The organism is Halomonas sp. A40-4 (assembly GCF_015767635.1).
GTDB lineage: Bacteria > Pseudomonadota > Gammaproteobacteria > Pseudomonadales > Halomonadaceae > Vreelandella > Vreelandella janggokensis.
The window spans coordinates 566,658-582,823 of sequence record NZ_CP065230.1 but is presented as its reverse complement, the minus strand read 5'-3'; the positions used below and the strand labels follow the sequence as shown (position 1 = coordinate 582,823).

Sequence of the window (16,166 nt, the reverse complement as noted above, 5' to 3'; positions counted from 1 at the left end):
ATGACTGCGCTTTCTCCTTTACCCGTGACAGTGCTCTCGGGTTTTCTGGGTGCTGGCAAAACCACCGTGCTCAATCATATTCTTGCCAACCGTGAAGGTCGCCGTGTGGCGGTCATCGTCAACGATATGAGCGAGGTCAATATCGACGGCGCGCTGGTGCGCGGCGGCCCTGGCCAGTCGACGCTGGATGGCGAGGTGGCGCTTAATCGCAGTGAGGAACGGCTGGTCGAGATGAGCAATGGCTGCATCTGCTGCACCCTGCGTGAAGACTTGCTGGAAGAGGTCAGCCAACTGGCCCGGGAAGGCAAGTTCGATTATCTAGTGATTGAGTCCACCGGCATTTCCGAGCCGTTGCCCGTGGCGGAAACCTTCACGTTCGAAGATGAAAGCGGCCAGAGCCTTTCCCACCTAGCGCGGCTGGATACGCTGGTCACTGTGGTCGACGGGGCAAATTTTCTGGAGCAGTACCGCGAAGCGCAAAGCCTGTCCGAAGCAGGCGAAAGTTTGGGTGAAGAGGATGAGCGCAACGTGGCCGACCTGCTGGTCGATCAAGTTGAGTTTTGCGACGTCTTGCTGATCAGCAAGACCGATCTGATTAGCGACAAAGAGCTGGACGCTCTAAAAGCCATTCTGCGCTCGCTGAACCCCGATGCTGAACTGGTGCCGATTACCCAGGGAGACGTGCCGCTGGATAAGGTGCTCGACACCGACAAGTTTAACTTTGAGCGCGCACAACTGGCACCCGGCTGGCTGAAAGAGATGCGCGGTGAGCACGTGCCCGAAACCGAAGAGTACGGCATCGGCAGCTTTGCCTACCATGCCCGCCGCCCCTTCCATCCCCAAAAATTTCACGACCTGCTGAATCAGGAGTGGTTCGGTAACGGCCTGCTACGCTCGAAAGGCTTCTTCTGGCTGGCGACCCGCCCGCGCTACGCGGGCCAGTGGAGCCAGGCAGGCGGTATCGCCCACCACGGTATGGCCGGCGTATTCTGGAAAGCCATTCCTGAAGACCAATGGCCGGACGACCCAGAAACACGACAGTTTATTATGGACAAGTGGCAAGAACCGTTTGGCGACATGCGCCAGGAACTGGTATTTATCGGCCAGAGTCTGGATCAAGCCAAAATGCGCGCAGCGCTGGATGATTGCCTGCTGAGTGAAGCAGAGTTACTCGAAGGCATGGAAGCGTGGAAGACGCTACCCGACCCCTTCCCTGCTTGGGAATGACATGTCGTTAGTGGTCGGCATTGCCTAAATGCCTTTCAGCCCACTGGCGCACGTCCGGGTAGGGCCGCTGTTCGAAAACCGCGAAGCCGTTAAGGCCACGAGCTTTGAGCGGTGTGAATATCGGCATGGTGAGGCCGCACAGAAAGTGCGCCAGCCGCTGCGCATTAGGCGGCTTACCAAACTGTTCGGTGTGGCGCTCAATCAGCGGCCTGGCATAGCGCGCAAAATCAGCATCGCTTAGCGCGGGCAGCGGCGGCGCATCCGGCAGTCGCACGGGGTGGCCGTAACACACCGAGCAGTGCCCGCAGCGGCCCTGCTCGGTCTCGGGTGGTGCTTCAAAAGTGCTATCGCCAAAGTGTTCGGCCAGCCGCCGCGTAAGGCAACTTTCCGATTCAAACAGCGCCAGCATGGCCTGTAGCCGCTCAATCTCAATTCGTTCCCGATGTCGGCATTCGTCAATTAACTGACTCGCCAGCGCTTCAATGGCAAAATTCGGCTGAAGCACCTCGTACACGTCGGTCATCCGCTTGCCTTCCAGGGTCAGCCAGCCTTTATCCTGAAAGTACTCAAGCGCAGCAATCACGCGGGCACGGGAGGCGTCAATCTGCTGGGCCTGCCCCGCACTGTGCAGGCGCTCAAAATCCACCGTTCCCCAGGTCCGGGCGATGGGGATGTTATCGACAATAAGGCGCACAAAGGCCGCTCGCTCGCCCTCAAAGCGGCTCACCAGTTCCGCGGGTTCGATGTGATAGCGCAGCCGATACTCGGCTAGAAACGCAAAGCGCGGGGCGATAATGCCGTGCATTTCCAACCGCACTAATAGAGTTTTCAATGGCAGCGAACGGATATTGGTGTCGCGGGAAAGCGTGAAAACCAACACTTCCCACTGGCGGTCGGGCTGGCCACCTGCTGCCGCGATCTCTTCCAGCAAGCGGACAATGCCGGCGTATTCGGGGGTATCGCCGTAAACGAAATTTTCCAGCACCCGCAAGCCATCGCGTCCCGCCATGGTGAGGCAGGTGGAAGGCCAGCCGTCGCGCCCCGCCCGGCCGATCTCCTGGCTGTAGTTTTCGATGGATTTGGGCAGGTCATAGTGAACGACGTTGCGGATATTGCCCTTGTCGATGCCCATGCCAAAGGCAATGGTGGCCACGATGCAGGGCGATTCCCCGCGCATGAACTGCCCCTGAATCTCATCCCGCCGCTGCGAATCGAGCCCGGCATGATATGCCTGGGCGGCAATGCCTTGAGCCGTCAGCGCTTTCGCCACCTGCTCTGCAGTTTGCTGCAGGGTGACATAGATAATCGTCGGCGCCTCAAAGCCCGGCTGCATCTGCGGTGTCAGCCACCCAATCAACTGCTGCTGGCGATCCTCCAGGGCAGGTGCCACCAGCAACTCAAGATTGGGACGATAGAAGCCGGTGGTGATGACGTTATCCGGCGCGATGGCAAACTTCTCACGCATATCGGCGATAACGGCGGGCGTTGCCGTGGCGGTGAGCAACAGCACCTGGGGAATGGCAAACTCACGCTGGTAGTCCGGCAGTTTGAGGTAATCGGGGCGGAAGTTATGCCCCCATTCAGAGAGGCAGTGGGCTTCGTCGACCACCATAAGCGAAATACGCACCTGGCGTAGAAAGTGCCGAAAACGCTCGTTCTTGAGCCGCTCCACCGAGACCATGAGGATTTTCAGCTCGCCGCTTTTGGCTCGCTCCATGACGTCACGGGTGGTGTCACGGTCTTGGGTGGAATCAATACTCGCTGCGGCCACACCATGACGGGCCAGAAAGGAAAGCTGATCCTGCATTAGCGCCAGCAGCGGCGACACCACCAGGGTCAAGTGCGGAAGGTGAATCGCTGGCAACTGATAGCAGAGCGATTTCCCTGCACCGGTGGCAAAAATCGCCGCCGTGGAGTACCCATCCAGCACCCTTGACACTACCGCCTGCTGGCCACCGCGAAAGTCGTCAAAGCCGAAGACGTCCTTGAGCGTTTGTTGCGGCGATATCGGGGACATGACCGTTCCTTGGCGGAAAAGTAAAACAGTTGGCCAACAGCCTACCGTAAAACGTACCCATCAGACTATCCGTGGGCGTTACTCCCAGGCCGCACCTTCCAGTGCATCCAGCGGAATTTTCAGGTAGCGCTTGCCGTTGGCCTCTGGTTCCGGGAGGCGACCGCCTTGGGTATTGACCTGTAGCGCGTGGAGAATCAGCTTGGGCATGGGGAGCTCGCTGTCACGCTTTTGGCGCAGCGCAATGTAGTCATCCTGGCTTTTGCCCACCAAGTGCGGGTTGTGCGCCCGCTGTTCGGCGACGCTGCTTTGCCACTGGGGCTCTCGATCATCAGGCATATAATCGTGGCCGGTGAACAAGCGAGTATGGTCGGGCAGGGAGAGAATCTGCTGGATGGAATCCCATAGCGCTTTGGCACTTCCACCGGGAAAGTCCGCCCTGGCGGTACCAAAATCAGGCTGAAAAAGGGTGTCATGAACGAAAGCCGTATCGCCGACCACATAAGTAATCGAGGCCAGTGTGTGGCCTGGCGAATACAGCACGCGGGCGTCCAGCTTACCGATTTTAAACGTGTCGCCTTCCGCAAACAGCGTGTCCCACTGACGGCCGTCGGTGGGCATTTCCGGCCAGTGATAGATATCCTTCCACAGCGCCTGCACTTGAGTGACGTGCTGGCCAATGGCGGTGGGCGCGCCGGTTTTTTCTTGTAAATAGTGGGCCGCCGAGAAGTGGTCAGCGTGGGGATGGGTATCCAGAATCCAGGCGACCGAAAGCCCTGCTTGCTCTATATAAGCCAGTAACTCGTCCGCATTAAAGGTCGCCGTCGCGCCAGACTTCTCATCGTAATCCAGCACCGGGTCAATAATCGCGCACTGCTGGGTAGCAGGGTCGCTCACTACGTACTGAACGCTGAAGGTGCGTGGATCAAAAAAACCGGCGACATCCGGCGTGCCTTCTCCCTTGTGCTGGGAAAGCGCGAAGGTCTTCATGCTTATATCCTCAATGTTGACGCCATTCAATAAAGGTTATAAAGATAGCTGATTAAAGAATATAAGCAATAGCACTCACGAAAACGCTTTTTCCAGCGCAAAACGGGGCTGGGTCTGGCCCTCTTTGCTGACTGTCTCCATAAACATCTCAAGCGGGCGCACCCAGAGACCGTAGTCGCCATACAGGGCACGATACACAACCAGCGGCTCTTCACTTTCGCTGTGCTGGGCAGTCCCGAGCACTTCGTAAAGGCTGCCTTTGTAATGGCGGTAAATACCGGGGACGGGAGCGGTCATAAAGCTTCCTTTTGAGTCGCTGGCTGGTTGGCTTTTTTGGCAAGTCGCTCAAGCACTTTTGAGGCAGCAACAAAACCAAAAGTGCCGGTTAAAAAAGTGGCGGCGCCAAAGCCTGAAGCGCAGTCCAACCGCGTGGCGTCACCGCTACCGGGCTTTTGCAGGCAGACTTCGCCGTCGCCGCTGGGGTAGATGAGCTGTTCATCGGAGTAGACGCATTCCACCGAGAAACGCCGTTTGGGGTTGCGGGAGAAGCCGTAGTCCCGGCGCAGCCGCGAGCGGACCTTTGATAGAAGCGGATCGTGCTCGGTGCGGGTTAAATCCGACACTTGAATGCGTGTCGGGTCGGTTTGCCCACCCGCCGCCCCCGTCACGGTAATCGGAATTTTGCGCCGTTTGCACCAGGCGATGAGCGCGGCCTTGGCGATCACGCTGTCGATGGCATCCACCACATGATCAGCGTCATCGGGGACGCGCTCGGCAAGATTGGCGGGCGTGACGAAGGCGGTATCAGCGACAATCTCAATCTCGGGGGCAATCAGGCGGCAGCGCTCAGCCAGTACGTCGACCTTGGGCTTGCCGATGGTGCCATCCAGCGCGTGAAGCTGCCGGTTGACGTTGGAGACACAGACATCATCCAGGTCGATCAGCGTCAGCTTGCCAATGCCCGAGCGCGCCAGCGCCTCGACTGTCCAGCTACCTACCCCACCGACGCCGACGACCACCACGTGGGCATGGCGAAATACATCCGCGGCACGCTGACCATAGAGGCGGCGAATCCCGCCGAAGCGAAAATCGTAGTCCGCAGACGACATAATATCTCCCAGGCTCATGTTAAAAGGGCGGATGGCGTGCCGACAGGCGGCGTCCGCACGCTGTCCAGGGGCAAGTGGCCAGACCAGCCCAGGTAATCAAGCAGCGTGCTCATGGTGTCATCCAGGGCACAGCTAAGCTGAATGCGCTTGTCGAACAGCGGATGGTCAAACGCCAGATAGGTCGCGGCCAGCAGTAACCGGGGAGCACTTAGCTGTTCGGCAAAAAAGCGATTGTGGACACTTTTGCCATGTTTGGCATCACCAATGATGGGGTAGCCACGCCGCGAAAGATGGCGGCGAATCTGATGGCGCCGCCCGGTCAGTGGCCGCGCCTCGACCAGCGAGTAGCGCGCCACGGGGTAGCGGTCGACCTGGACAGGTAGCTCAGCACTGTCCAGGCGGCGAATATCCGTCATCGCTGGCATCGCGGGCATTTCCGCCTTGGGGCGCGTGCCATCCTCTTCCCGGAGCGGGTAATCCAAGCGCTCACTTTCCGGGGCTTTACCGCGCACCACGGCCAGGTAGCGCTTTTCGACCTGACGTTCGCTAAAGGCGTCGCTGAGCAGAGCAGCGACCTCTGAGGATAAACCAAACACCATCACGCCTGAGGTGGGCCGGTCTAACCGATGCACCGGGTAGACGCGTTTGCCAAGCTGATTACGCAGCCGTTGAAGGAGAAATTCAGTTTCTCCACGCGCCAGCGCCGAACGGTGGACTAAAAGCCCTGACGGCTTATGTACCGCAACCAGATGCTCATCCTGATAGAGGATGTTGAGTGGCGTCATAACGCTCCTGGGTAATCATAACGAGTCACTATGGCAGAGTGCCATTGTCGCGGCTTGGCGCGGCGTTGTCACCCACGCGATGGGAAAAGCGCGGGACGAACGATTGGCAGTTTAGCCCTCATGCAGCTACTTTAAGGAAGTACCTTATCGCGAAATTTCCATGGACAAGGAAAGGAGACATCATCATGCGTCATGCAGCAATAATCGGCGGTCTTTCCGCCTCTCTACTGCTCGTCTCTGCTGCTCAGGCTAACAACAGCATGGATGTAGGAATGCATAAAATCAGCGCCGAAGGCGTCGGCGAGTCCATCGGCAGCATCACGCTGGAAGACACTGAACATGGCCTGCTGTTGACGCCTGACCTCAGCGATCTGGAGGCTGGCCCCCATGGCTTTCATGTACACCAGAACCCAAGCTGCGAGGCTCAGGAAAACGACAGCGGGCACATGACCGCGGGGCTTTATGCCGGGGGCCATTATGACCCGGAAGAAACAGGCAGCCACAAAGGGCCCTACGACGACGGCCACCTGGGCGATTTACCCGTGCTTATCGTCGATGAAGACGGCAACGCCACTCTACCTGTCCTCGCGCCGCGCTTGAGTGTCGAGGATGTAAAAGGCCGCAGCATCATGATTCACGAAGGCGGCGATAACTATTCGGATGACCCTGAAGCACTGGGTGGCGGCGGAAGCCGCGTGGGCTGTGGCATCGTAGAAGCCTCTGACGACAGTGAATAACGCTTAGAGACAGCCAAAAACAAAACGGGCAGCCAATGATGGCTGCCCGTTTTGCGTTGTGCGATTGGCTCAGCTGTTAAGCTGGTTCAACTCAAGCGATTACTCGTCGCCTGCCATCTGCATCTGGCGCTGCATATAATTCTGAATACCCACCTTGTCGATCAAGCCAAGCTCGGTTTCGATGTGGTCGATATGATCTTCTTCGTCGGCGAGCAGGTCGCGCAGCAAATCGCGGGTAACGTAATCTTTAACGCTCTCGCAATAGGTAATGGCTTCGATGTAATCGTTGCGGCCATCGTGCTCGATCTTCAGATCGCTTTCGAGCATCTCTTTGACATTTTCGCCGATATACAGCTTGCCGAGATCCTGCAGGTTGGGAATGCCTTCAAGGAACAGGATACGCTCGATAAGTTTATCGGCGTGCTGCATCTCTTCGATGGATTCGTCGTATTCCCACTTGGCCAGCGCTTGCAGGCCCCAGTCCTTGTACATCTTGGCATGCAAAAAGTACTGATTGATGGCCACCAGCTCGTTGCCAAGTGCAATATTGAGATGCTCAATTACTTTCGGATCACCTTTCATGACGTCACCTTTTTGCTGTAATGCTGATAGTTTAGCAGGCTCTATCAAGCAGTTACGTTAATGGAGGAGTATTGACCATAAAAGGCGTACTCCCAGCCTTACTGGGAGTATAGAGATGAGGACTAAAAATTCAAGCAAATCATATATTTGCTAAAGATAACCCTAACAATAGTGATTCGCGTCAAACGGCATATGCCAAGCCAGCATTGGCTTCCAGGCGCGCCTCATGAACCGCTTCGCGGGTCACCGACTTGGCGAAGCATGCGCACTTGCCGCATTGGGTGGCACAGCCGGTTGCTTCACGGACTTCCTGCCAGCTACGCGCGCCGTCGCTCACCTGCTGGCGGATCTGATGGTCAGTTACTCCCTTGCACACACACACGTACATGGCTGCACCTCATAAAGTTCATAAGGTGAATGTAAATGAGTCGCATACATCTTTGCAAGTAAAAATGCATGTCCTTTAGTATCGATTCGTCTTAAGTAACGTGAGGGTGCATGTAACTGATTGTCGGGAAAGACATTTCATCCACTTGCAAAGAAAAATTAATGCTTGGGCAATTTCACGGTCTGGGTGCCAGAAGCGATGTCTGGCCAGCTGCGGCACTGGCTATCAAACAACACCCACCAGTAACCTATTCCCAGCGCTGCCAGGGAAAGCCAGGCCATGAGGCAGCGCACCAGACTTTGCTTGAGTGAAATGCTCTCTCCATCGAGGGTTTGCACACGCAGCCGCCACGCCTGCATGCCCAGCGTCATGCCTCCGCGCTGCCAGAAGAAAACAAAAAACAGCGTCGTGATCAGCACCAGCAAAAGCCGCAAACTCCAAATATCGACGCCCTGGATGCCAATCTCTTCTGCCTTCTGACCTAGCACGAACCTGAAAAACACCAAGTGAGCGACAGTCACGGCGATCCAGATGGCTGTCACCAACAAGCCATCGTAGAGCATCGCGCCCAGGCGCGATGGCAATCCCGCGGGCCGGGTATTGGCCGGTTGCGGAAAACGTCGCTTGGTCATGGGACTCCTCGGCATCTGGATTAACCGTTGCGCCGCAGGAAATACACTCCCACCACGGCGCACGCCAGCGTCGGGACCAGTACTGCCCAGACAGGGGAGAAACCAAAGAGTGTCGAGGCCGGTGCCAGCAAGTCCTGAACGTATTTAAAGACCAGCCCGGTCACCACGCCGTAAAACACCCGCGTGCCCGCCGCCACGGTGCGCAGCGGACCAAACACGAACGAAGCGGCAATCAAGACCAGCGACCCCATGGTCAGCGGCATTAACATTTTTTGCCAGAAATACAGCAACGGCTGGTCCGCTTGCATACCTTGCTCTTCAAGGAAGCGCGCGTAAGCCCAAAGTTCGCTGGGTGCCTGACTTTCTACCGAACGCAACAGGCGCTCCAACTGAAGCGGGGTGAAGTCGGTTTCCCAGCGCAAGGTTTGAGCTTGCTCAGACTCGGTGTGGTCATCAAAAATCTGCGTGGTGGCGACATCTTCCAGTTGCCACCCGCCATCGTCCCAGATAGCGCGTTGCGCATGGGTCGCTTCGACGAGACGTTCCTCGTCAAACCGGTAACGCGTCAGGTCGAGCACCACATTGTCAGCCCGGATAGCCCCGAAGCGGTAAACACTGTCTCCTTCGACCTGCCAGCCGCTGCGGCTGGTTAACATGGCCCCCTCACCCTGAAGCTGTTCAAGCCGCCACGCTTCGGCATATTGTTCGGTGCGCGGGCTGACATACTCGGCCACCATCAGTACGACCACGACGACGACCAGCACAGGCTTCATCACGCTCCAGACAATACGTCCCAGTGAACGGCCCGCCGCTCGCATCACGGTCAGTTCATTACTTGACGCCATGCTGCCCAGGCCGATCAGCGCACCTATCAGCACCGCGACCGGCGCATATTGGTAAAACCGCCAAGGAGTCCGCATCAGTAGATAGAACAGTGCATCCAGTGCCGAATAGCCTTCCTGCACATCACCCAGATCGTCGATGTAGGCGATGGTGATATCCAATCCGAGCAGAACAAACTGCACCACCACAATGGCCGCCAGCACATTGCGAGCAATATAGCGGTCGAGTCGATCAACGATCATCAGCGCATCCCCTTGCGTTGCGAGTGCCAGATCAGCAAGAGCCCCAAGGCTAGAAACAGCCCATGGACGGGCCATATGCCCACGCTAGTGGACCACGCCCCGCTACCCACCGCATCGACAGCCGCCAGCAATAAGCTCAGGTACGCAACGTATAAAAAGACCGCAGGAAGCAACTTGGCAAACCTCCCCTGTCGGGGGTTAACCCGCGAGAGCGGCTGCGCCATGATCGCCAGAATAAAGACCATCAGCGGCAACCCCGCCCGCCACTGCCATTGGGCCTGGGCACGATCATTGTCATCCTGCCAAAGTGCCAACGTCGTGGCGTACTCCAGCGAATCCAGTTCCTGGCGGTCGCGGCTCAGGCCAAGCCGCAACGTGTAGCGCTCAAACGTCAATCGTTCGGCGTTTCGCTGCCCCGGGGTCACGCCGTAACGCTCACCGTCATTAAGCACCAGAAAGCGGCTACCGGTATCCATCCGCGTTTCCTGATAACCCGACACTGCACGCGTGACATAGTTGTGTTCGGCATCATCACCAGGCTGACGCTGTTCATGAACCAACACATCCTGCATTTCGCTTCCATCATCATTGAAACCGCTGATATAGGCGGTACGCCCACCGCCAAACTCCTGAAAGCGGCCGGGGGCCAGGACTGAAACGTCCAAGCGGCTTTCCTGTTCTTCTATGATGGCAGCGGTCTGGAGGGCCCCCGCCGGTGTCAGCCACAGGCTGCAAACGCCTACCACTATCGCCACCGCCGAAGCGGGCAATAACGTCACCTTGAGAAGCCGCTTGGGGCTCATGCCACAGGCCACCATAACGGTAATTTCGCTGTTCATGTACAACTGGCCATAAGCCAGCAATATGCCCAGAAAAAACGAAAGCGGCAGGATAAGCTCCATGAACCCCGGCAGGTGATAGACCATCAAGCTACCCAGGATATTGACCGGAAAGTCTCCCTCCGCGGCGTCGGAAAAATAGCGGATAAAGCGGCTGCCCATGATCACCAACAACAAAATGCCCGCTACAGCGGACATGGTGACCAGAACTTCTCGTGTTAAATAGCGAAATAAGATCAACGCGCTCTCCGGCTAGTCGTGCAGGATGTTATGCAACACCTGCAGTGCTTGGGTACACTGGGACATTATCCTGAATACCTCGATGCTTGTCTTGTTGGAGACGTCATGGAATTTTCCGTTCAAACGGCTAACCCTGCCAAAATAGAAACGGCCTGCCTGGTCGTTCCTGTTTACAAGGTACCTGACCACAAAAGTAGCGACTTATTACCCGCCGTTGCCAAACTCGACGATGCCAGCGAACAGTTGATCGGCCAGCTTGTCGCCAGTGGCGACATTGATGCCAGCCTCGCAAACGTTCAGCTATTGCCGTATGCCCCAGGTCTGGGTGCCGAGCGCCTGCTGATTGTTGGCCTTGGCGAACGCGAAAAATGTCATGAAACGGCGTATCTGAAGGCGCTGGATGCTGCCATGGCGGCGCTGATCAAACTTCCCATCGATAATGCCAGCGTCATGCTGACCGAAGTGCCGCTTGCCGATCGCGATACGGGCTGGAAAGCGCGCAAAGTGCTCGAAAGTATCGAACGCGCGAACTACCGGTTTGATCAGTTCAAGCGCAACCCGGCGCCAGCGGCAAGCCTGACGCAATTGAACCTGATGATCAGCAATGCCGCCGATGCCGAAGGGGCTCGACAGGGCGCCCACCAGGGTAGCGCCATCGGTCAGGGCATCAACTATACGCGTACGCTAGGCAATCTGCCGGGAAATGTCTGCACGCCGAGCTACTTGGCCGACCAGGCGGAACAGCTTGGACGCGAATCCCAAGGCGCTTTGGCCGTCGATATTCTGGACGAAGAGGCGCTTGCCGAATTGGGCGCGGGCGCCCTGCTATCGGTCGGTCGTGGCAGTCGAGAGCCAAGTCGCCTGATCGTCATGCACTATAAAGGGGCCGACAATGCGGAAGAAGCCCCCCATGTCTTGATCGGCAAGGGTATCACCTTCGACACAGGCGGCATTTCGCTCAAGGCTGGCGAAGGCATGGACGAGATGAAGTTCGACATGGGCGGGGCGGCCAGCGTCTTTGGCACGGTCAAAGCGCTCCTCACGATCAAGCCCAAGCTGAATCTGGTGTTTATCGTCGCCGCAGCGGAAAACATGCCGGACGGCGCCGCCACCAAACCCGGCGATATCATTACCACGCTCAAGGGGCTGACCGTTGAGGTGCTCAATACCGACGCCGAAGGCCGTCTGGTGCTGTGCGACGCGCTGACCTATGCCGAGCGCTTCAAGCCGGCAAGCGTGGTCGATATTGCCACGCTCACAGGTGCAGCCATCATCGCGCTGGGCCATCATGCCACCGGTCTGCTCTCCAATGATGATGACCTCGCCCTTGACCTGCTGGATGCAGGCGAAGGCGCCTGGGATCGTGCCTGGCACCTACCGCTGTGGGATGAATATCAGGAACAGCTCGACTCCAACTTCGCCGACCTGGCCAATATCGGTGGCCGCCCTGCGGGCACGATTACCGCGGCGTGTTTCCTGTCGCGTTTTGCCGACCGTTTCCCCTGGGCACACCTGGACATTGCCGGCACCGCCTGGCACTCCGGCAAGCAGAAAGGTGCCACCGGCCGCCCCGTCGGCCTGCTCACCCAGTACCTTCTGGACCGGGAAAACGACGTCCAGGTTGAAAATGGCGACGACTAGACAACCAGCGGTTGCCTTTAAGCGCCACAACCGTTAAACCTGAACACATCAAGGCGTACTGGGCCTGACTCTGTGCGCCTGTTTTAATACCTCTTACTGATACAGTATTCGCCCGACAAGGCGTATTGCTAGCGGAGACCCACAGCCGTGCCCACTGCAAGTTCTGATACCCGTTTTGATGTGTTGCCGTCCAATCAGCTGACAGACGACGAGATTCGCGACAGCATTCTGGAAAGCCCCGGTTTTGGCCAGTACTTCACCGACCACATGGCCCACGTTCGCTGGACGATCGATGCCGACTGGCACGGTCACCAGGTGCGTCCTTACGGCCCCTTGACGCTTGACCCCGCCGCTTCGGTACTGCACTACGGCCAGGAGATTTTCGAGGGCATCAAGGCTTATCGTCACGCCGACGGCTCGGTCTGGACGTTCCGCCCCGAGAAGAACGCCGAGCGCTTTCGTCGCAGCGCGCGGCGTTTGGCGCTGCCAGAGCTTTCCGACGAGGACTTTATTGGCTCGCTGAAAGCCCTGCTCGCCCAGGATCACGCCTGGGTGCCCACGCCCTCAAGCAATGCCGATGAGTGCAGCCTCTACCTGCGTCCCTTCATGATTGCCACGGAAGCTTTCCTGGGCGTACGCCCTGCCCATGAGGTGGATTACTACGTGATTGCCTCACCGGCCGCCGCCTATTTCAAAGGCGGCATTGAACCCGTTTCCATCTGGCTGTCTTCCCATTACAAGCGCGCCGCGCCCGGCGGCACCGGCTTTGCCAAGTGTGGCGGCAACTACGCGGCCTCACTGGCAGCGCAAAAGGAAGCCGCCGCCAACGGCTGCGGCCAGGTGGCGTTTCTGGATGCCGCAGAAAGCAAGTGGATCGAGGAACTGGGCGGCATGAACCTGTTTTTCGTCTTCAAGGACGGTCGCCTGGTGACGCCTCGCCTGACCGACACCATTCTCGAGGGCGTCACGCGCAACTCGGTGCTCACCCTGGCCAAAGACGAAGGCCTGAGCCCTGAAGAACGTCCTATCAGCATCGACGAGTGGCGTGAGGGGGCGGCCTCAGGCGAGATTACCGAAGTTTTTGCCTGCGGCACGGCGGCGGTAATCACACCGGTGGGCGAGCTGGTCAGCGAAAATGAGCGTATTCGTCTTACGGCTGGCGGCAGCAACGAGGTCGCCAAGCGCATTCGCACCAAACTGCTGGATCTGCAATACGGCCGTAGCGAAGACCAGTACGGCTGGCTCACTAAGCTGGCATAACCCCCAGCCTTATTGCGTCGCCGCGGCATTGCCTGCGGCGGCGCTGCCTTGAGACGCCCTGCCAGGAATCCGCCATGGCGCGTATCGACTTTTATATCCTGCCGGACACCACGCTGGATGCCCGCCTCCAGTTTGCCTGCAAGCTGGCCGAGACCATCTGGCGTAAAGGCTATCGCCTGCATCTGCACTGCGAGGATAAGGCCCTGGCTGAACAGGCCGACGAGGCCCTGTGGGGGTTTCGCGACGACGCCTACCTGCCCCACGCGCTGGAAGACAGCGACATGGCCGCCAGCGTGCCGATCACGCTCGGCTGGCAGCAGTTACCGGTGCCTTCGGCAGAGACCGCCCTGCTGAACCTGCACCCGGATATTCCCGAGGGCATAGAACGCTACACCCGCATTGCCGAAATCATTAACCAGCACCAGCAAGTACTGGTCGCCAAGCGCGCCTGCTGGCAGCGCTATAAAGAACTCGGCCATGAGGTCGTGCCGCATAAGCTGGGATCGTGACCGTGCCCCCATACGGATGAAGCCTCTCTGGACACTGCCATTGAGATCTCCCTTGTGAGCTGAAGCGAAGTAAGTCATGACGATAAGTGAACTTCTTGAGACGGTCGCAGGTGGTGAAGACAGCCGCCACCAGTTCAAGCGTGACGCCACCAACGCGGATGGCTTGGCCGCTGAGCTGGCCGCCTTTTCCAACAGTGGCGGCGGATGGCTGTTTCTGGGCGTTAATGATGACGGTTCGATTGCGGGACTGGATGGCGCGGCGGTTCGACGGTTGAATCAGTTGCTTGGCAACGCTGCTTCCCAGCATGTGCGCCCACCGGTGCATCCGCTGACCGAGAATGTGCAGACGCATCAGGGCATTGTGGTTGTGATAGAAGTGCCCGATGGACTAGCCAAGCCTTACCTCGATAGTCAAGGCCGTATCTGGGTTAAACAAGGTTCGGACAAACGGCATGTAACCTCCCGCGAAGAACTGCAACGCATGTTCCAGCGCTCCGGTCTGGTTTACGCTGATGTAGTACCGGTGACGGGCACCTCAGTAGAAGATATCGATGACAAGACGTTTACCACTTACTTCAATCGTCGCTATGGCGAGAGCAGCGAGTTCTCAGGCCTGACACGGGAGCAGTTGCTGCAGAACCTGGGCCTGGGCGACGGCCAGGCGTTGAATCTGGCAGGGCTGATGTTGTTTGGTCGCAATCCCCAGCGTTGGCGCCCAGCTTTTGAAGTGAAGGCGGTGGCCTTTCCCGGCACGGCTTTGCACGATACCCGTTATTTGGACAGCGAGGACATCAAGGGCACCCTGCTGGATCAGTTCCGGGGCGCTTTCGCGTTTATCAAACGCAACCTGCATCATGTGCAGCATGGCCGGAGTTTCAACACTCTGGGCGAACTGGAGATTCCCGAAACGGCACTTGAGGAGTTGCTGGTCAATGCCTTTATTCACAGGGATTACTTCACCAGCGCTTCCGTTCGCCTTATGATCTTCGCCGACCGTGTGGAGATCGTCAGCCCTGGCCACCTGCCAGATAGACTAAGCCCCAAAGACATTAGCCAAGGAAAGACCATTCGTCGCAATCCCACGCTCACTGAACATGCCTCCCACATTTTGCCTTATCGCGGGATGGGTAGTGGGATTCCGCGAGCGCTTGAGGCTTGGCCCCGGATTGATTTGCAAGATGACCCTTCGGGCAATCAATTCAGTGTCATCGTCTGGAGGCCGGAAGCAGAATGGCAGGGCGACACACCGTCCGTCACCGACCCAGTCACCGACCCAGTCACCGACCCAGTCACCGACCCAGTCAGCCCGGAAGTTGCCCGCTTGCTAGACTCTCTGGAAGGCGAAATGACACGGGCCGAGCTACAGGACATGCTGGGCCTCAAACATCAGCCCCATTTCCGCAATGCCTATTTGCGACCTGCACTGAACGCAGGGTTGATTGAGCAAACGATTCCGGATAAGCCCAATAGCCGCTTTCAGAAATACCGGCTAACGGCCGCTGGTCATGCATGGCAGCAACAACAGAACACTAGGGGGTGATTTGCGAGACCCCGCACGTGGCGGGGTCATCAATGGAGAAGACAGTCTCTATCACTGCGTCTTCGCCTTAGCCTCCCTGCTGTTGCATCTGCTCCTGCATCTGTTGCATCTGCTGCCGCCGCTGGGCCATGGCCTCATCCAGTTGGTCGCGCTGTTCCTGGGTGAACACGTCTTCGATCTGAGACTGCATGATGACGCTGTCAGCGGTCATCTCGGCCGTCAGGTCACCAAGACGCTCAGCATCCGCGCGAATAGCCGCTTCATCGTAATCGGGCTGGACATGCTCGCTGAGTTGCCGTTGCAGCTCTCGGGCTTCCTGCTGCTTGGCACTGCTTTCATCTTGCATCTGGGTCAAAAGGCCGCTGAGTTCTTCCTTTTGCGCGTCATCCAGATCCAGCATTTCATCGAGCTGGTTAACCTGGTCATCGATACTGGGGGTACCACCACCCATTTGCTGGGCCATGGCGGGAGCACTGAACACCAGTGCGGCGACTGCCGGCGCGAAAAGCTTGGCTACCTGCATCAAAAACTCCAATTGCGTACAAAATGAATGACTACCCGACTCAATCCTGACGGGCCTTGTTCTAC

17 protein-coding genes are annotated in these 16,166 nt (G+C 57.8%); 6 read left to right on the top strand and 11 right to left on the bottom strand.

What is annotated here, in order from left to right:
• A complete protein-coding gene (gene zigA, locus IT895_RS02810) occupies window positions 1-1,227 on the top strand; it encodes a zinc metallochaperone GTPase ZigA (RefSeq protein WP_199284620.1) in 1,227 nt (408 codons plus the stop codon).
• Between the two features lie 7 nt (window positions 1,228-1,234).
• Here zigA and IT895_RS02805 read toward each other — a convergent pair whose 3' ends face one another.
• The 5 genes from IT895_RS02805 to IT895_RS02785 form a co-directional block, all read right to left on the bottom strand.
• Window positions 1,235-3,244: a RecQ family ATP-dependent DNA helicase gene (locus tag IT895_RS02805; protein ID WP_199284619.1), complete on the bottom strand. Its 2,010-nt coding sequence runs from the start codon at window positions 3,242-3,244 to the stop codon at window positions 1,235-1,237.
• 78 nt (window positions 3,245-3,322) lie between these two features.
• On the bottom strand, window positions 3,323-4,231 hold the full coding sequence (locus IT895_RS02800) for an MBL fold metallo-hydrolase (RefSeq protein ID WP_085918391.1): 909 nt from the start codon (window positions 4,229-4,231) through the stop codon (window positions 3,323-3,325).
• A 75-nt stretch (window positions 4,232-4,306) separates the two neighbouring features.
• The gene (locus IT895_RS02795; protein ID WP_085918390.1) at window positions 4,307-4,528 is read right to left on the bottom strand and encodes a DUF1653 domain-containing protein; all 222 of its coding nucleotides are present in this window, start codon (window positions 4,526-4,528) and stop codon (window positions 4,307-4,309) included.
• Window positions 4,525-5,340, bottom strand: coding sequence for a tRNA cyclic N6-threonylcarbamoyladenosine(37) synthase TcdA (gene tcdA, locus IT895_RS02790; RefSeq protein ID WP_233337338.1), 816 nt, complete (start codon window positions 5,338-5,340; stop codon window positions 4,525-4,527). Before tcdA ends, IT895_RS02795 begins: the two co-directional genes overlap by 4 nt.
• 14 nt (window positions 5,341-5,354) lie before the next feature.
• A complete protein-coding gene (locus IT895_RS02785; RefSeq protein ID WP_085918388.1) occupies window positions 5,355-6,125 on the bottom strand; it encodes a pseudouridine synthase in 771 nt (256 codons plus the stop codon).
• A 185-nt stretch (window positions 6,126-6,310) separates the two neighbouring features.
• Between IT895_RS02785 and sodC the strand changes: the two genes are divergently transcribed.
• Window positions 6,311-6,862 carry a superoxide dismutase family protein gene (gene sodC, locus IT895_RS02780; RefSeq protein WP_199284618.1) on the top strand — a complete coding sequence of 184 codons (552 nt, stop codon included), beginning with the start codon at window positions 6,311-6,313 and terminating at the stop codon, window positions 6,860-6,862.
• 99 nt (window positions 6,863-6,961) lie between these two features.
• Here the strand turns inward: sodC and bfr are convergent, their stop codons facing one another.
• The 5 genes from bfr to lptF form a co-directional block, all read right to left on the bottom strand.
• Window positions 6,962-7,444: a bacterioferritin gene (gene bfr / locus IT895_RS02775; RefSeq protein WP_085918386.1), complete on the bottom strand. Its 483-nt coding sequence runs from the start codon at window positions 7,442-7,444 to the stop codon at window positions 6,962-6,964.
• A gap of 181 nt (window positions 7,445-7,625) precedes the next feature.
• Window positions 7,626-7,832, bottom strand: a complete 207-nt coding sequence (locus tag IT895_RS02770) for a (2Fe-2S)-binding protein (RefSeq protein ID WP_085918385.1) — start codon at window positions 7,830-7,832, stop codon at window positions 7,626-7,628.
• Window positions 7,833-7,990: 158 nt separating this feature from the next.
• The gene (locus tag IT895_RS02765) at window positions 7,991-8,464 is read right to left on the bottom strand and encodes an RDD family protein (protein WP_199284617.1); all 474 of its coding nucleotides are present in this window, start codon (window positions 8,462-8,464) and stop codon (window positions 7,991-7,993) included.
• A 20-nt stretch (window positions 8,465-8,484) separates the two neighbouring features.
• On the bottom strand, window positions 8,485-9,549 hold the full coding sequence (gene lptG / locus IT895_RS02760; protein WP_199284616.1) for an LPS export ABC transporter permease LptG: 1,065 nt from the start codon (window positions 9,547-9,549) through the stop codon (window positions 8,485-8,487).
• Complete coding sequence (gene lptF / locus IT895_RS02755) at window positions 9,549-10,628, bottom strand: LPS export ABC transporter permease LptF (RefSeq protein WP_085918382.1); 1,080 nt, start codon at window positions 10,626-10,628, stop codon at window positions 9,549-9,551. Before lptF ends, lptG begins: the two co-directional genes overlap by 1 nt.
• A 105-nt stretch (window positions 10,629-10,733) precedes the next feature.
• Here lptF and IT895_RS02750 point away from each other — a divergent pair, with 105 nt between their 5' ends.
• The 4 genes from IT895_RS02750 (at window position 10,734) to IT895_RS02735 (ending at window position 15,578) form a co-directional block, all read left to right on the top strand.
• Window positions 10,734-12,269, top strand: coding sequence for a leucyl aminopeptidase (locus IT895_RS02750; RefSeq protein ID WP_085918381.1), 1,536 nt, complete (start codon window positions 10,734-10,736; stop codon window positions 12,267-12,269).
• A gap of 147 nt (window positions 12,270-12,416) precedes the next feature.
• Entirely contained in the window at window positions 12,417-13,529 is a 1,113-nt protein-coding gene (locus tag IT895_RS02745; protein WP_199284615.1) for a branched-chain amino acid aminotransferase, read from the top strand.
• A gap of 74 nt (window positions 13,530-13,603) precedes the next feature.
• Window positions 13,604-14,038, top strand: coding sequence for a DNA polymerase III subunit chi (locus IT895_RS02740; protein WP_199284614.1), 435 nt, complete (start codon window positions 13,604-13,606; stop codon window positions 14,036-14,038).
• 76 nt (window positions 14,039-14,114) lie between these two features.
• The gene (locus tag IT895_RS02735; protein WP_199284613.1) at window positions 14,115-15,578 is read left to right on the top strand and encodes a Fic family protein; all 1,464 of its coding nucleotides are present in this window, start codon (window positions 14,115-14,117) and stop codon (window positions 15,576-15,578) included.
• A gap of 67 nt (window positions 15,579-15,645) precedes the next feature.
• Here IT895_RS02735 and IT895_RS02730 read toward each other — a convergent pair whose 3' ends face one another.
• Window positions 15,646-16,101 carry a Spy/CpxP family protein refolding chaperone gene (locus IT895_RS02730; RefSeq protein ID WP_085918378.1) on the bottom strand — a complete coding sequence of 152 codons (456 nt, stop codon included), beginning with the start codon at window positions 16,099-16,101 and terminating at the stop codon, window positions 15,646-15,648.
• Window positions 16,102-16,166 lie beyond the last annotated feature (65 nt).

What these genes read in the sequence shown, in the direction of transcription:
- zigA (WP_199284620.1), top strand. Translation starts at nt 1, where the DNA reads ATGACTGCGCTTTCTCCTTTACCCGTGACAGTGCTCTCGGGTTTTCTG.
- IT895_RS02805 (WP_199284619.1), bottom strand. Translation starts at nt 3,244, where the DNA reads ATGTCCCCGATATCGCCGCAACAAACGCTCAAGGACGTCTTCGGCTTT.
- IT895_RS02800 (WP_085918391.1), bottom strand. Translation starts at nt 4,231, where the DNA reads ATGAAGACCTTCGCGCTTTCCCAGCACAAGGGAGAAGGCACGCCGGAT.
- IT895_RS02795 (WP_085918390.1), bottom strand. Translation starts at nt 4,528, where the DNA reads ATGACCGCTCCCGTCCCCGGTATTTACCGCCATTACAAAGGCAGCCTT.
- tcdA (WP_233337338.1), bottom strand. Translation starts at nt 5,340, where the DNA reads ATGTCGTCTGCGGACTACGATTTTCGCTTCGGCGGGATTCGCCGCCTC.
- IT895_RS02785 (WP_085918388.1), bottom strand. Translation starts at nt 6,125, where the DNA reads ATGACGCCACTCAACATCCTCTATCAGGATGAGCATCTGGTTGCGGTA.
- sodC (WP_199284618.1), top strand. Translation starts at nt 6,311, where the DNA reads ATGCGTCATGCAGCAATAATCGGCGGTCTTTCCGCCTCTCTACTGCTC.
- bfr (WP_085918386.1), bottom strand. Translation starts at nt 7,444, where the DNA reads ATGAAAGGTGATCCGAAAGTAATTGAGCATCTCAATATTGCACTTGGC.
- IT895_RS02770 (WP_085918385.1), bottom strand. Translation starts at nt 7,832, where the DNA reads ATGTACGTGTGTGTGTGCAAGGGAGTAACTGACCATCAGATCCGCCAG.
- IT895_RS02765 (WP_199284617.1), bottom strand. Translation starts at nt 8,464, where the DNA reads ATGACCAAGCGACGTTTTCCGCAACCGGCCAATACCCGGCCCGCGGGA.
- lptG (WP_199284616.1), bottom strand. Translation starts at nt 9,549, where the DNA reads ATGATCGTTGATCGACTCGACCGCTATATTGCTCGCAATGTGCTGGCG.
- IT895_RS02750 (WP_085918381.1), top strand. Translation starts at nt 10,734, where the DNA reads ATGGAATTTTCCGTTCAAACGGCTAACCCTGCCAAAATAGAAACGGCC.
- IT895_RS02740 (WP_199284614.1), top strand. Translation starts at nt 13,604, where the DNA reads ATGGCGCGTATCGACTTTTATATCCTGCCGGACACCACGCTGGATGCC.
- IT895_RS02735 (WP_199284613.1), top strand. Translation starts at nt 14,115, where the DNA reads ATGACGATAAGTGAACTTCTTGAGACGGTCGCAGGTGGTGAAGACAGC.
- IT895_RS02730 (WP_085918378.1), bottom strand. Translation starts at nt 16,101, where the DNA reads ATGCAGGTAGCCAAGCTTTTCGCGCCGGCAGTCGCCGCACTGGTGTTC.